This window comes from Mesorhizobium sp. 113-3-3 (genome assembly GCF_016756495.1).
Taxonomy (GTDB): domain Bacteria; phylum Pseudomonadota; class Alphaproteobacteria; order Rhizobiales; family Rhizobiaceae; genus Mesorhizobium.
This window is the reverse complement of the sequence record NZ_AP023243.1, coordinates 4,280,727-4,294,739: the sequence shown is the minus strand read 5'-3', so window position 1 is coordinate 4,294,739 and position 14,013 is coordinate 4,280,727. Positions and strand designations below refer to the sequence as shown.

11 protein-coding genes are annotated in these 14,013 nt (G+C 63.2%); 6 read left to right on the top strand and 5 right to left on the bottom strand.

Features of this window, described 5'->3' with window-relative positions:
- Window positions 1-2: 2 nt before the first annotated feature.
- Both glnA and JG746_RS20900 read right to left on the bottom strand, forming a co-directional pair.
- Window positions 3-1,412, bottom strand: a complete 1,410-nt coding sequence (gene glnA, locus JG746_RS20905) for a type I glutamate--ammonia ligase (RefSeq protein ID WP_202354501.1) — start codon at window positions 1,410-1,412, stop codon at window positions 3-5.
- 61 nt (window positions 1,413-1,473) lie between these two features.
- Window positions 1,474-1,812, bottom strand: coding sequence for a P-II family nitrogen regulator (locus JG746_RS20900; protein WP_006205430.1), 339 nt, complete (start codon window positions 1,810-1,812; stop codon window positions 1,474-1,476).
- Window positions 1,813-2,167: 355 nt separating this feature from the next.
- Here JG746_RS20900 and JG746_RS20895 point away from each other — a divergent pair, with 355 nt between their 5' ends.
- Together JG746_RS20895 and JG746_RS20890 are read left to right on the top strand one after the other, a co-directional pair.
- A complete protein-coding gene (locus JG746_RS20895) occupies window positions 2,168-3,706 on the top strand; it encodes an NAD(P)H-hydrate dehydratase (RefSeq protein ID WP_202354500.1) in 1,539 nt (512 codons plus the stop codon).
- Window positions 3,703-5,703 carry a hypothetical protein gene (locus JG746_RS20890; RefSeq protein ID WP_202354499.1) on the top strand — a complete coding sequence of 667 codons (2,001 nt, stop codon included), beginning with the start codon at window positions 3,703-3,705 and terminating at the stop codon, window positions 5,701-5,703. Before JG746_RS20895 ends, JG746_RS20890 begins: the two co-directional genes overlap by 4 nt.
- Window positions 5,704-5,743: 40 nt before the next feature.
- Here the strand turns inward: JG746_RS20890 and JG746_RS20885 are convergent, their stop codons facing one another.
- A complete protein-coding gene (locus JG746_RS20885; protein WP_095203307.1) occupies window positions 5,744-7,276 on the bottom strand; it encodes an acyl-CoA carboxylase subunit beta in 1,533 nt (510 codons plus the stop codon).
- A 397-nt stretch (window positions 7,277-7,673) separates the two neighbouring features.
- Here JG746_RS20885 and JG746_RS20880 point away from each other — a divergent pair, with 397 nt between their 5' ends.
- Window positions 7,674-9,095, top strand: a complete 1,422-nt coding sequence (locus JG746_RS20880) for a DEAD/DEAH box helicase (protein ID WP_202354498.1) — start codon at window positions 7,674-7,676, stop codon at window positions 9,093-9,095.
- A 114-nt stretch (window positions 9,096-9,209) separates the two neighbouring features.
- On the opposite strand, the gene JG746_RS20875 is transcribed toward JG746_RS20880, so the two are convergent.
- Both JG746_RS20875 and JG746_RS20870 read right to left on the bottom strand, forming a co-directional pair.
- Entirely contained in the window at window positions 9,210-10,184 is a 975-nt protein-coding gene (locus JG746_RS20875) for an alpha/beta hydrolase (protein ID WP_202354497.1), read from the bottom strand.
- 93 nt (window positions 10,185-10,277) lie between these two features.
- Window positions 10,278-11,099 (bottom strand): SDR family oxidoreductase, encoded by an 822-nt coding sequence (locus tag JG746_RS20870; RefSeq protein WP_202354496.1) that lies wholly within the window; start codon window positions 11,097-11,099, stop codon window positions 10,278-10,280.
- Between the two features lie 226 nt (window positions 11,100-11,325).
- On the opposite strand from JG746_RS20870, the gene JG746_RS20865 reads away from it, so the two are divergent.
- Genes JG746_RS20865 through sseA form a run of 3 tightly spaced genes read left to right on the top strand, consistent with a single transcriptional unit; the run spans window position 11,326 to window position 14,009 of the window.
- Entirely contained in the window at window positions 11,326-12,360 is a 1,035-nt protein-coding gene (locus JG746_RS20865; RefSeq protein ID WP_202354495.1) for a cysteine synthase A, read from the top strand.
- Window positions 12,360-13,103 carry an alanyl-tRNA editing protein gene (locus JG746_RS20860; protein ID WP_202359418.1) on the top strand — a complete coding sequence of 248 codons (744 nt, stop codon included), beginning with the start codon at window positions 12,360-12,362 and terminating at the stop codon, window positions 13,101-13,103. The genes JG746_RS20865 and JG746_RS20860 overlap by 1 nt, the downstream gene beginning before the upstream one ends.
- A gap of 39 nt (window positions 13,104-13,142) precedes the next feature.
- Window positions 13,143-14,009 (top strand): 3-mercaptopyruvate sulfurtransferase, encoded by an 867-nt coding sequence (gene sseA / locus JG746_RS20855; RefSeq protein WP_202354494.1) that lies wholly within the window; start codon window positions 13,143-13,145, stop codon window positions 14,007-14,009.
- The last annotated feature ends 4 nt before the right edge of the window (window positions 14,010-14,013 follow it).

The window sequence follows — 14,013 nt, the reverse complement described above, 5'->3', positions numbered from 1 at the left end:
TCTTAGACCGAGTAGTACATGTCGTATTCGACTGGATGCGGGGTCATTTCGAAGCGCATCACCTCGGCCATTTTCAGCTCGATGTAGCTGTCGATCTGGTCGTCGTCGAAGACGCCGCCAGCCTTCAGGAAGCCGCGGTCCTTGTCGAGGCTCTGGAGGGCTTCACGCAGCGAACCGCAGACGGTCGGGATCTTCTTCAGCTCCTTCGGCGGCAGGTCGTAGAGATCCTTGTCCATCGGCTGACCGGGGTGGATCTTGTTCTTGATGCCGTCGAGGCCGGCCATCAGCATGGCGGCGAAGGCGAGGTAGGGGTTCGCGCCCGGATCGGGGAAGCGGACCTCGACGCGCTTGGCCTTCGGCGACGAGCCGAACGGAATGCGGCAGGAGGCGGAGCGGTTGCGCGCGGAATAGGCGAGCAGCACCGGCGCTTCATAGCCGGGCACAAGACGCTTGTAGGAGTTGGTCAACGGGTTGGTGAACGCGTTGATCGCCTTGGCGTGCTTGATGATGCCGCCGATGTAGAACAGGCAGCTTTCCGACAGGCCGGCATATTCATTGCCGGCGAAGGTCGGCTTGCCGCCCTTCCAGATCGACTGATGGACGTGCATGCCCGAGCCGTTGTCGCCGAAGATCGGCTTCGGCATGAAGGTGGCCGTCTTGCCATAGGCGTTGGCGACCTGATGCACGACATACTTGTAGATCAGCATCTTGTCGGCGTTGCGGACCAGCGTGTCGAACTTGATGCCAAGCTCGTGCTGAGCGGCGGCGACTTCGTGGTGATGCTTTTCGACGCGCACGCCCATTTCGGCGAGCACGGTCAGCATCTCGGAGCGCATGTCCTGCGCGCTGTCGATCGGCGGCACCGGGAAATAGCCGCCCTTGACGCGTGGACGGTGGCCGAGATTGCCGGTCTCGTAGTCGGTGTCGTCGTTGGACGGCAGTTCGGTGGAGTCCAGCTTGAAGCCGGTGTTGTAGGGATCGGCCTTGTACTTGACGTCGTCGAACACGAAGAACTCTGCTTCCGGGCCGACATAGATGGTGTCGCCGATGCCTTCGGCCTTCATGTAGGCCTCGGCCTTCTTGGCCGTGCCGCGCGGGTCGCGGTTGTAGGATTCGCCCGAGACCGGATCGAGGATGTCACACAGGATGACCATGGTCGACTGGGCGAAGAACGGGTCCATGTGGACCGTGTCCGGATCGGGCATCAGCACCATGTCGGACTCGTTGATGGCCTTCCAGCCGGCAATCGAGGAGCCGTCGAACATGACGCCGTCGGCGAACATGTCTTCCTCGACCTCGACGACATCCATCGTTACGTGCTGCAGCTTGCCCTTCGGGTCGGTGAAGCGCAGGTCGACGAATTTCACGTCGTTGTCCTTGATCTGCTTCATGATGTCTTTGGCTGTCGTCATGTCATGTATCCCTGTTTGATGACGTTTTTTGATGGATGACGTTTCTTGGAGGACGGTCGCGTCAGACGGCGTCCATTCCGGTCTCGCCGGTGCGGATGCGCACGACTTCCTCGATGTTGGAGACGAAGATCTTGCCGTCGCCGATACGGCCGGTCTGGGCCGCCTTGCGGATGGCTTCGATGGCGCCTTCGACCGCGTCGTCGCCGAGCACGACCTCGATCTTCACCTTGGGCAGGAAATCGACGACATACTCGGCGCCGCGGTAGAGTTCGGTGTGGCCTTTCTGACGGCCGAAGCCCTTGGCCTCGGTTACGGTGATGCCTTGCAGTCCGGCCTCCTGAAGCGCTTCCTTCACTTCGTCCAGCTTGAATGGCTTGATGATCGCTTCGATCTTTTTCATGTAAAAAGTGGCCTCCACTGCCAAAAAAACGGGTTGTGAACCCCCGCTTGCGCCTCCATCAAGCACGAACTGTGCCAGATAACTGGATTCGAAGCGGTTTCATACGATTTCCAACCCATGCCGCGCCGAGATGCAAATTCGCGTCATTCACTGCATCGGATGCGGCATGGCCTACTGAAGCCTACACAGGTCCCGGGTTTGCGTCTGCCTAACAATTAGGCAGGATGCTCGTCTGGTGTGCGGTTTTGCCTTGATGCCCGCCCTGGCGACATGGCCGCAGTTGGTGATGCGCTCCTCTTTGTTTGCTTCGGCTCGAAAACTGGACAATGCTTGATCGAATGCGGATCGGCAATCCATGAGCGATGAACTTCTTACTTCCGCCGAAATGGGCGAGGCGGATCGGCTGACGATTGCCGCCGGCCCGGTCGACGGCATCGGCCTGATGCGCCGCGCCGGCGAAGCGGTGGCGGCCGAAGTTCTCAGGCGTTATCCCTCGGCGACACATGTCCACGTTCTGTGTGGTCCCGGCAACAATGGCGGCGACGGCTATGTCGTCGCCCGCATCCTGGCTGGCAGCGGCGCCGCCGTCACGGTCTGGGCATCCGGTGCGCCGAAGCCGCAAAGCGACGCCGCACTCGCCGCGGCGGAATGCCCGATCGCGCCGCGGCCGCTGTCGGGCTTTGAAGCCTCGCCCGGCTCGATCGTGGTCGATGCGCTCTACGGGGCAGGGCTGTCCAAGCCGCTGTCCGGCGATGCCGCCAGGGCGGTCGGCGTCGCTGCCGATCGGCGTCTGCCGGTTGTCGCGGTCGATTTGCCCTCGGGCGTTTCCGGCGACAGCGGCAAGGTGTTAGGCGTGGCGTTCACCGCAGCCGCCACCGTGACCTTCGCGCGCAAGAAGCCTGGCCATCTGCTCCTGCCGGGACGGGAGCGATGCGCCGAGATCGTGCTTGCCGATATCGGCATCGGCGCCGACATCATTGCGCGGCTCCAGCCCCGGACGTTCGAGAACACACCGGCAAATTGGCTGCGCGATTTCCCGGTGCCGGCTGTCGACGCGCATAAATACAGGCGCGGCCATGTCGGCGTCTTTTCCGGCGGGCCGAGCGCCACCGGCGCGGCGCGACTGGCCGCGCTTGCGGCGGCCCGAAGCGGGGCAGGGGCGGTGACCGTGCTGTCGCCGGGCAACGCCATGCAGGTCAATGCCAGCCATCTGACCTCGATCATGCTGCGCAAGACTGATGACGTCTCGGACATCGGGGAATTTATCGGCGAGCGCCGGCCTTCGGCCTTCGTTCTTGGTCCCGGCTTCGGCGTAGGTGACAAGACGCGGACCTTTGGGCTGGCACTCCTCGCCTCCGGCGAGCCGCGGGATGCTTCCGCACAGGTCGATGGCCTTGTGTTCGATGCCGACGCGATCACCTCTTTTCGCGAGGCGCCGGAAATCTTGTTCGAAGCGGCGCGCAGGCCGCATGCGCCAGCCTTGGTGATGACGCCGCACGACGGTGAGTTCGGCAGGCTGTTTCCCGACATCGCCTCTGACAACGCCTCGTCCAAGCTCGACAAGGCGCGCGCGGCGGCCGCACGTGCCAATGCCGTTATCGTCTACAAGGGCGCCGACACGGTGATCGCTGCTCCCGATGGCCGGGCGGCGATCAATTCCAACGGCGCGGCCTGGCTTGCGACCGCCGGGTCCGGCGACGTGCTGTCCGGCATATCAGCCGGCTTGCTGGCGCAAGCCATGCCGGCGTTCGAAGCGGCCTGCGCGGCAGTGTGGATCCATGCCGAGGCCGGCAGCCGGTTCGGTCCGGGGCTGATCGCCGAGGATCTGCCGCTGGCGCTGGTGCCGGCGCTGCGCGAACTGGTCGAGGCACGTCGCAAAGTGCACGTCGAATGAAGCGTTTCGCGCTCGCCGTCGCGGTCGTCATCGCGCTGTTCGCATCGCATGGCGTGCGCGCCGGGCAGCCGGTGACCATCGTCGACGATCCGGCAGTGCTCGCCGCCCTCGACGCCAAAGGGTTCGGCTTCGCCGGCATTTTTCATGTCGATGGCGGGGATGATCTGAAGGCGCTCTATGACGAAGCGCCGGCCTATCATGCGATCGTCGATACGGTGGCATCAGATATCGCCACCCTGCGCGCCGAGATCAAGGCCGGCGGGCGCACGCTTTACGAGGTGACGGACGGCAATGTCGGCCGCATCATGGATATGCGCTGGCTGAAGACGGAGGCGGCGCGCTTTCGGCTGGTCGGCGTCGTCAACCGGCTCGACCGGCGTGATTTCGCTGCCCTGGAGGGCGACAACAGCTGCGGCGAGGTGCGTTTCATCTATCGCCTGGCTTACAGTTTCAAGAAGGACGGCAAGGTGCTGGCCTCGCGGCTGCCGTTCAACTTCAACGCCGTCTACAGCGTGGCACCAGATGCCGATGGCGGCTGCGTCGGCGTTGCCGGGCATTGGACGCCGCAACTCGACGAGACCGTCGATGCCGGCTGGCTGAGCGGCGGGCCGCTGGACCCGGCCGAGCTGACCTTCAAGCAGCTCGAACTCAATGCGCAGGTCGTGCGCTTTCCCTCGGGCCAGGAGACCGAATTCGGCGGCCAGGCCGCCTACCTCATGCGGATATTCGGCATCGATGGCGCGACCGTCCGCGAGAAGCCGCTGGAGAACACGCCAGACACTGGGCGACTCTCGCAAGATGCCGCGATGAAGAAGCGGCTTGCCGATTATGTTAGCGCGAATGCCGCGGCGGTCGATCTCGGCGTCTACGAAATTCCGGATGAATTCCTTGCGAAGAAGGTCATCTCGTGGTCGACCTTCGGCAGTGCGCGGCAAGCCAACCATCCGTTTACGCAAATATTCCAACCCGAGGAGTTCGGATCGCTCGATTATTCCTCGACGAAGCTGGTGCGCACGCCCGAGGCCCTGGTCGAGCGGCTGGACAATGGCGCCTGCCAGGGCTGTCACCAGGCGGGTTCCACCGCCGGCTTCCACTTCATCGGCCTCGACGACAGGACGACGTCGCCGCTCAACCGCATCGAGGTTGGCATCTCGCCGCATCTCCATGCCGAGATTCCCCGGCGCCAGGCCTGGCTGCGCGCAACGCAGGAAGGCAAGGAGCCGAATCGCTACCGGCCGCTGTCCTTCGCACCGCCAGCCACCTGGACCGATACAGGCGACGTCGACTATGCGCCGGCTGAAATGGCGATGCCATGCCTGATGCCTGACGATGCCGCGCGCTTCGGCGCGACTTGGGCATGCGGCGGCGGCACGGTCTGCACGCCGCTGGCGACCGCATCAGGCGTGCGCACCGCTCTGGCGCAATGTCTGTTGCCCAAGGACAGTGAAAAGATGTTCTCCGGCCATCCTTGCCTGACCGGGTCGATCGCCAGCAACCCGTCGCAGCCCTTCAACGATCGCTACAAGATCACTGGGCAATTCGCCGCCTTCGCGCCGGGAGTTTCGCGGACCGCCTATACCTGCCGGCCGCCCAAGATCGGCGTGCCGGCCGGCATCGCCTACCGCGCTTGCGACGACAAGGATCGCAACTTTGCCGCCTTCAAGAAGGGCAAGCCGATGCCGAACGAAATCTGCGGGATGGTCGGCGGCAAGAAATTCGACACGTGCGTGGCGACCAACAATTTCGACCAGTGCCTCGGCGGCGCGGTCAATCGCGGCAACCGGCCGGCATGTTCCGCCGATCATTTCTGCCGCGAGGACTATATGTGCCAGTCGCTGCCGCCGGACACGCCGGGCGTGGCCAAGGTCAAGGGCATCGGCTTCTGCTCGCCGACCTATTTCATCTTCCAGATGCGCATCGATAACCACGCAACACCCTGGGCGAGCGCTACCAGCGCGCCCAGGGACGCGGGGTTCGGCGCGGCGGAAGAGGAATGAGTGTTTGACGCCTACCGCTGGCGGACGCCCATCGGTCGCCTTACAGCGGGATGTTGTCGTGCTTCTTCCAGGGGTTCTGCATGTCCTTGTTGCGCAGCATTCTGAGCGCGCGCGCAATACGGCGGCGGGTCGAGTGCGGCATGATCACCTCGTCGACATAACCGCGCTCGGCGGCCACGAAGGGCGACAGGAAGCGATCCTCGTAAGTCTTTGTATGGGCTGCGATCTTTTCCGCGTCGCCAATGTCCTTGCGGTAGATGATCTCGACCGCGCCCCGGGCACCCATGACCGCGATCTGCGCCGTCGGCCAGGCATAGTTCATGTCGCCGCGCAGATGTTTTGAGGCCATCACGTCATAGGCGCCGCCATAGGCCTTTCGGGTGATGACGGTGATCTTCGGCACGGTCGCCTCGGCATAGGCGAACAGCAGCTTGGCGCCATGCTTGATCAGCCCGCCATATTCCTGCGCGGTGCCCGGCAGGAAGCCTGGAACATCGACGAAGGTGACGATCGGGATCGAAAAACAGTCGCAAAAACGCACGAAGCGCGCCGCCTTGCGGCTGGCGTCGGAATCGAGCACGCCGGCCAGCACCATCGGCTGGTTGGCGACGAAGCCGACCGTGCGGCCCTCGACGCGGCCGAAGCCGGTGACGATGTTCTTGGCGAAACTCTGCTGGATCTCGAAGAAGTCGCCCTCGTCGGCGACCTTCAGGATCAGTTCCTTGATGTCGTAGGGCTTGTTGGCATTGTCCGGGATCAGCCGGTCAAGCGACAGGTCGTGGTCGGTGACCGACTGGTAGCATTCGATCTCGGGAAGCTCCGATGTGTTCGAGGCAGGCAGCAGATCGACCAGCCGGCGCATCTGCAAGAGCGCCTCGACATCATTGTCATAGGCGCCGTCGGCGATGGAGGATTTGGTTGTGTGCACGGAAGCGCCGCCGAGGCTCTCGGCCGTCACCGTCTCGTTGGTGACGGTCTTCACCACATCCGGACCGGTGACGAACATGTAGGAGGTGTCGCGCACCATGAAGATGAAATCGGTCATGGCAGGCGAATAGACATCGCCGCCGGCGCAGGGGCCCATGATCACGGAAATCTGCGGGATGACGCCGGAGGCCAGCACATTGCGCTGAAAAATCTCGGCATAGCCGCCAAGCGCCGCCACGCCCTCCTGGATGCGCGCGCCGCCGGCATCGTAGAGCCCGATGATCGGCGCGCGGTTGCGCAGCGCCATCTCCTGCACCTTGATGACCTTCTCGGCATGGGCTTCCGACAGCGAGCCGCCGAACACGGTGAAATCCTTGGCGAAGAGATAGACGGGACGGCCGTTGACGGTGCCCCAGCCGGTGACGACGCCGTCGCCGGCGATCTTGGTCTTCTCCATGCCGAAATCGGTCGAGCGGTGCTCGACATACATGTCGAACTCCTCGAACGAGCCTTCGTCGAGGAACACCTCGATGCGTTCGCGGGCGGTAAGCTTGCCCTTCTTGTGCTGGGCGTCGATGCGCGCCTGTCCGCCACCCATGCGGGCGATCTCGCGCCGGCGCTCGAGTTCCTTCAGCACGTCCTTCATCGCTTGGTCCTCAAAATAGAAGCTGCATTTGTGGTAATGATGCCCGCCGGAGAGCGCAAGCGTCGCTGGTTTTGCTGCACTGCAGCATGATGCCCCTTGCATTCCGGGGCGAACTCAGCCATATGCAGCCCATAGGCGCTTGGGCCGGGAGATTCCGGCCTTCTCGACAAATGAGACTGGTTGCGTCTGTTTTCCCTCTTTCCGGCAAATCGGCCCCCGATTGGTTGGCAAGGCGGCGAAAAAGCCCCGTGGCATGATGCCTGCGGGCACGACAGCGCAGCCGAGTGGACGCATGCGTCCGCCCGCCTTGTCGTTTCATATCAAGTTTTTCGACGGCAGGTTGCGCCCTGCCGCCATTGATGTTTGCGGCCAAGAAGCCGCGTGAAAGAAGATTATTTTGACCAACGAAAACACATTGCCCGGCAACGACACCGTGGAACTCTCCGGTTTCGCGGCGCTGGGAATCACGGGCGCGCTGCTCAAGGCCACCCACAATGCCGGCTTCACCGAACCGAAGCCGATCCAGATGCAGGCCATCCCGCCGCAGCTGGAAGGCCGTGACATTTTCGGCATTGCGCAGACCGGCTCCGGCAAGACCGCGGCCTTTGCGCTGCCGATCCTGTCGAAGATCATCGCGCTCGGCACCAAGCGGCGCGCCAAGACGGCCCGTGCGCTCATCCTGGCGCCAACGCGTGAACTTGCCGTGCAGATCGAAGACACCATCAAGATCCTCGCAAAAGGCCAGCATGTCTCCACCGCACTGGTGCTGGGCGGCGTCTCGCGCTTCAGCCAGGTGAAGAAGGTTGCTCCCGGCGTGGACATCCTGATTGCCACGCCCGGCCGGCTGACCGATCTGGTGCGCGAGGGTGACCTCATCCTCTCCGACACCAAATGGCTGGTGCTGGACGAGGGCGACCGCATGCTCGACATGGGCTTCATCAACGACGTCAAGCGCATCGCCAAGGCGACCGCGCCTGATCGCCAGACGGCGCTGTTTTCGGCCACCATGCCGGACGAGATCGCCGAACTGGCCAAGGGCCTGTTGAAGAACCCCGTCCGCATCGAAGTCTCGCCGCAAAGCACCGCGGCGGCCGAAATCGTCCAGGGCGTGGTTTTCGCCCGCACCAAGCAAAAGCGCCAGGTGCTGTCGACGATGCTCGCCGACGAGGCGATGAAGTCCGTCATCATCTTTTCGCGCACCAAGCATGGTGCCGACCGGGTGACCAAGGACCTCGAGCGCGATGGCTTCAAGGCCGCCGTCATCCATGGCAACAAGTCGCAGAACGCCCGTCAGAAGGCGCTGAACGATTTCCGTGAGGGATCGGTACGCATTCTGGTCGCGACCGACATCGCGGCGCGTGGCATCGACGTGCCCGGCATCAGCCATGTCGTGAATTTCGACCTGCCGGACGAGGCCGAAAGCTATGTCCACCGCATCGGCCGCACAGGCCGCAACGGCATGGACGGCATTGCGATCACGCTTTGCGATCCTTCAGAAAACAGCAAGCTGCGCCAGGTCGAGCGCATCATCCGCACCAAGCTGCCGATCGTTGCCGACCATCTCGGCAGCCCCGATCCGCAGCGCAATCCGGCTGAAAAGAACGAGCGCTTCGAGCCCGCCAACGACCGCAACGACCGCAATGGCCGTCGCGACGGCAGGCGGCCGGGCGGCGAGAACAAGGGCAACGGCTTTGGCAAGAAGCGCTTCGGCGACAAGCCGGCCTTTGCCGGCGAGCGCAAGCCGGAAGGCGCAAAACCCTTCAAGGGCAACAACAAGCGCCGCTTCGGCGGCAAGCGGCCGGCGGCGCGGGCTGCTTAACCGTGTCTCGCGGTGGTCAGCCGACCCTAGTCTAGCGGTTGGCTAGTTGCTTGATTGACAAAGAAAAGGGCGGCTGAAGCGATGCTTCAGCCGCCCTTTTCGTCTCTGCGCAGCTTACTTCGCCACCGCCTCGACCCAGACGGCAATCCGTTGCGCGAGAAATGCCGTAGTCGATGGCGACAGCACATCGCCGGCAATGACATGGTTGTCGGGGTCGCCGGTGTCGTCGACTGGCACCAGTTCGTGCGGTGCGCCCCAGCGCCCGGCGATTTCGCGGGTGCGGTCCGGCCGCACCACCCTGTCCGAATCCGAGAAAATGAACAGGGCAGGGATATCAGCCTGCTCCACCGGCGCCCCATAGGCGAGTTCCGTCAGCGCCTGCATCGGCAGCGTCGCGGCAACCGGATATCTGGTGGTCCAGAATTTCTCGTGCAGCGCGTTGCGCGCCACGAAACTGCGCTCCTTGCCGATCACCAGTTCGGCGATCTGCTTGCCCCATGGCATGGTCAGGATCTCGGCGCCGGATGCCTTCACGCCGAAATTGGGTGAGATGAATGCAATGGCAGCCACGCCATTTGAAGCACCCGGCTGCGTTGCCGCCCACGCCGCCAGCGAGCCACCGGTCGAGGTCGAGATGACGATCACCTTGTCGCCGATCGCCCGGCCGATGGCGAGCGCTTCCTCATAGTCGTTGATCCAGGCATTGACGCTGCCTTGCGTCATCGCCGCGCCGTCCTGCCCGTGACCGGTGAGCCTGGTGTAGAAGAGATTGGCGTCGAGCTGGTCGGCCACCTCGTCGGGCAGGGGACGGACCTCGCCCTTGGAAGCCGAGAAGCCGTGGATGTAGACGATCGACAGCGGCGTCTTGGCATGCACCATAGGGTTCGCCCAGACGATCTCCTTTTCCAGCCCGTCGCGGATCCCGGGTACGGCGGCTTCCACCTTTGCCACATAGGCCTGCGGGTCGTCACCGATGAGGGAAGGATCGAAGCGGATCGTGGTGTCGACGGGAACGCGTGGGCCGATGACGAAGGCCAATGCAAGAACGGCGATCAGGCCCAGCACAGCAAGCACGATCCGTCGCCCCATTGCAGACTCCACGCAACAACATCAAGCCTAGGGCGATGGCCCTGAACAGGCAACGGCCGCCCAGGCAGCCACACCGCCAATCCTGTGGGCATCCTATTCGTGGGGTGGCCTGCGGTCGTAGTTCAGCGGCCTTGCCTTCCAGCTGGTCATAAGGCTGATCACGCCTCTGCACAGCGGCCTCGGCAACATGGCGAGAACTTTCAGCGGCCAGCTCGTGCGGTAAGGAAAGGTGACTTCGAAGCCGCCGGATTTGATTGCCTTCACCATGCGGCGCGTCGCGCGGGTGACGGGCATCAGGCCCGGCATCGGCAGCATGTTCTTTTCGGTCAGCGGCGTGTCGACAAAACCGGGGTTTATCACCTGCACGCGGATGTTCATCTTGTCGAAATCATACTTCAGCGACTCAGCCAGGATGTTGATCGCCGCCTTGGTGCCGCCATAGGCGGCTGTGGTTGGCCAGCCGAAATAGGCGGTGACCGATCCGACCAGCACGACATGGCCGCGCGACCGCACGCGCATATACTCCACGACCGGCACCAATCCGTTGATAATGCCGAAATAGTTGACCTCGAAGGATTTGCGGAAGTCCTTGACGACGAGAGCCTCTCCGGGCGTCGAAATGTAGTTTCCGGCATTGAAGACGGCGAGCACGATTGGGCCAAGTTCCTTCTCGATCGCGGCCACCGTTCTTGCCATGCGCGGCTCGTCGGTCACGTCGCAGGGAAAGGCGGTGACGCTGCCTGGCATCTGCGCGGTCTCGACGATGAGCGTGTCGATCGGATCGTCGTCCAGTGCCGTTACCGCCACCGCGTAGCCCTGGGACGCCAGATCCCTGGCCAGCGAACGGCCAATGCCGCTGCTGCCGCCCGTGACCCAGGCGACGCCGTGTTTCGGATCGGCCCGATAGAGTGTCATGCTGCGCCCTGTCGAGTTGTTGGTGCCTTGCTCTAGCGGTCAGGAAATCGAATGAAAAGAGTGCTTTTCGACGACGGGTGCAAATGAACTGTGGGATATCGAGCCCGCTCGAGGGCCTGTGGATGCACAGCAGTGCCGGAAATGCGAGTGGACCAGGCGAATTCTTGCCTTGAAACCGAAGCTTCGGGTTTCTAGGGTTTCGGCGCACGCAAACAAGGAATCCTGAATGCCCCGTTCTGTGATCGACGCGATCGGCAACACGCCTCTGATCCGCCTCAACAAAGCGTCGGAAGAAACCGGCTGCGAGATCCTGGGCAAGGCCGAATTCATGAATCCGGGGCAATCGGTCAAGGATCGCGCCGGCCTTTTCATCATCCGCGACGCCGAACAGCGCGGCCTGTTGAAGCCGGGTGGCGTCATCGTCGAGGGAACGGCAGGCAATACTGGCATCGGGCTGACGCTGGTCGCCAAGGCGCTGGGTTATCGCACGGTCATCGTCATTCCCGATACGCAGAGCCAGGAAAAGAAGGACACGATCCGGCTGCTCGGCGCCGAGCTGATCGAGGTGCCCGCCGTGCCCTACAAGAACCCAAACAATTACGTGAAGCTGTCAGGACGGCTGGCCGAGCAGATGGCGAGAACCGAGCCGAACGGCGCCATCTGGGCCAACCAGTTCGACAATGTCGCCAACCGCGATGGGCATATCCGCACCACGGCGGAGGAAATCTGGGCCCAGACCGGCGGCAAGGTTGACGGTTTCGTCTCGGCGGTGGGTTCCGGCGGCACGCTGGCTGGCGTCGCTTTCGGGCTGAAGGCCAAGAGCAAGGATGTGAAAGTCGCGCTCGCCGACCCGCTTGGGGCCGCGCTCTACAGTTTCTACACCAGCGGCGAGTTGAAGTCCGAAGGCAGTTCGATCACCGAAGGCATCGGGCAGGGGCGCATCACCGCCAATCTCGAAGGGTTCACGCCGGACTTCTCATTCCAGATCAAGGACGAGGACGCGCTCCCGATCGTCTTCGACCTGATCCAGGAAGAAGGCCTGTGCGTCGGCGGCTCCACCGGCATCAACATTGCCGGCGCCATCCGGCTCGCCAGGGAACTGGGCCCGGGCCACACGATCGTGACCATCCTTTGCGACTATGGCACGCGCTACCAGTCGAAGCTGTTCAATCCGGAATTCCTGCGCGAGAAGAATCTCCCGGTGCCGGGCTGGATGGAACTGCAGAGCAAGATCTCGGTGCCTTTCGAAAAGGTCGCATGATGGCGCACAAGATGGAAGCGCTGTTTCGTGACGATGCTTACCTGCGCACGGCGGATGCGACGGTTGCTGCCGTCAACGATCGTGGCGGCATCATTTTCGACCGGACCATCTTCTACGCCACCTCGGGTGGACAGCCAGGCGATACCGGCTATCTCGAACGTGCCGACGGCAGCCGTGTCACCGTTGCCGCCACCATCACGGGCGAGACCAAGGACGAGATCATCCATGTGCCGGCGCCGGAGCAGGCGGCCCTGGCGGTCGGCGAAAAGGTCAAACTCGCCATCGACTGGGAACGTCGGCACCTGTTGATGCGCATGCACGCGGCTTGCCATCTGCTTACCGTGGTGTGTCCGTTCCCCATTACCGGTGCCGCGGTTTCCGAGGACGACAGCCGTGTCGATTTCGACATTCCGGACGCCAGTTTCTCGAAGGAAGAGGTGACCGCGAGCCTGATGGATCTGGTGCGGGCCGATCATCCGATTTTCACCAGGCTGATCAGCGACGAGGAACTCGCCGCGAACCCTGGCCTGGTCAAGTCCAAGAATGTCCGGCCGCCGGTCGGCACCGGCAAGATCCGCCTGGTCTGCATTGGTGAGAATGGCGCGGTCGATAGCCAGCCCTGTGGCGGCACACATGTCAAAAGCACCGGCGAAATCGGCGAAATCCACATCGGCAAGATCGAAAAGAAGGGCCGCGAAAACAGGCGCTTCCGCATCCGCTTCGGGCCGATGCCGGCCGCGTGACACGCAACCTTTGCTTTACCCTGGTTAGAGAGAACGAGAATGGCCGAAGACAGTCCTTTCATCGTCGACGCGGACTGGCTGCAGGCGCGCCTCGGTCAGCCGGGCCTGACCATTGTGGACGCATCCTGGTACCTGCCTGCGCAAAAGCGCGACGCGCGCGCCGAATATAACGCAGCCCACATCCCCGGCGCCCGCTTCCTGGATCAGGACGCGGTTTCAGATCCCGACGCTTCCTTGCCGCACACGCTGCCTTCGCCCCAGCATTTCGCGCAATATGTCGGTTCGATGGGCGTGTCTGCCGACGACACCATTGTCGTCTACGACGGTCCGGGCTTTTTCTCGGCACCGCGAGCCTGGTGGATGTTCCGCATCATGGGCGTTTTCCAGACCTATATTCTGGACGGCGGGTTCGACGGCTGGAAAGCCGCCGGCAGGCCGGTGACGGCCGAACCGACGAAGATCGCGCCGAGTGTGTTCCATGCCGATTTCGACGCCGGCCGCGTCGCCAGCCTGGCCGACATGCGCCGGATCGTCGAGACCAGCGCCAGCCAGATTGCCGATGCCCGTGGACCCGACCGTTTCACCGGTGCCGAGCCCGAGCCCCGCGCGGGTATCCGCTCCGGTCATATGCCGGGCGCACGCAACGTGCCGTACTCCGCCCTGTCGGAAAACGGCATGCTGTTGTCGAAGGACCGCTTGCGCAAGGTGATCGAGGACGCCGGTATTGACCTGTCGAAGCCCGTCGTCACATCTTGCGGCTCCGGTGTTACGGCCGCGGTGATTACGCTTGCGCTGGAGACGCTTGGCCATACTGACAACAGGCTTTATGACGGCTCATGGACGGAATGGGGCGGGCTCTCCGACACGCCTGTCGTGACCGGCCCCGCTGAGACCGGCAAGGAATGAACGC

Coding starts and splice junctions, on each gene's coding strand:
- glnA (WP_202354501.1), bottom strand. CDS start 1,412: ATGACGACAGCCAAAGACATCATGAAGCAGATCAAGGACAACGACGTG.
- JG746_RS20900 (WP_006205430.1), bottom strand. CDS start 1,812: ATGAAAAAGATCGAAGCGATCATCAAGCCATTCAAGCTGGACGAAGTG.
- JG746_RS20895 (WP_202354500.1), top strand. CDS start 2,168: ATGAGCGATGAACTTCTTACTTCCGCCGAAATGGGCGAGGCGGATCGG.
- JG746_RS20890 (WP_202354499.1), top strand. CDS start 3,703: ATGAAGCGTTTCGCGCTCGCCGTCGCGGTCGTCATCGCGCTGTTCGCA.
- JG746_RS20885 (WP_095203307.1), bottom strand. CDS start 7,276: ATGAAGGACGTGCTGAAGGAACTCGAGCGCCGGCGCGAGATCGCCCGC.
- JG746_RS20875 (WP_202354497.1), bottom strand. CDS start 10,184: ATGGGGCGACGGATCGTGCTTGCTGTGCTGGGCCTGATCGCCGTTCTT.
- JG746_RS20870 (WP_202354496.1), bottom strand. CDS start 11,099: ATGACACTCTATCGGGCCGATCCGAAACACGGCGTCGCCTGGGTCACG.
- JG746_RS20865 (WP_202354495.1), top strand. CDS start 11,326: ATGCCCCGTTCTGTGATCGACGCGATCGGCAACACGCCTCTGATCCGC.
- JG746_RS20860 (WP_202359418.1), top strand. CDS start 12,360: ATGGCGCACAAGATGGAAGCGCTGTTTCGTGACGATGCTTACCTGCGC.
- sseA (WP_202354494.1), top strand. CDS start 13,143: ATGGCCGAAGACAGTCCTTTCATCGTCGACGCGGACTGGCTGCAGGCG.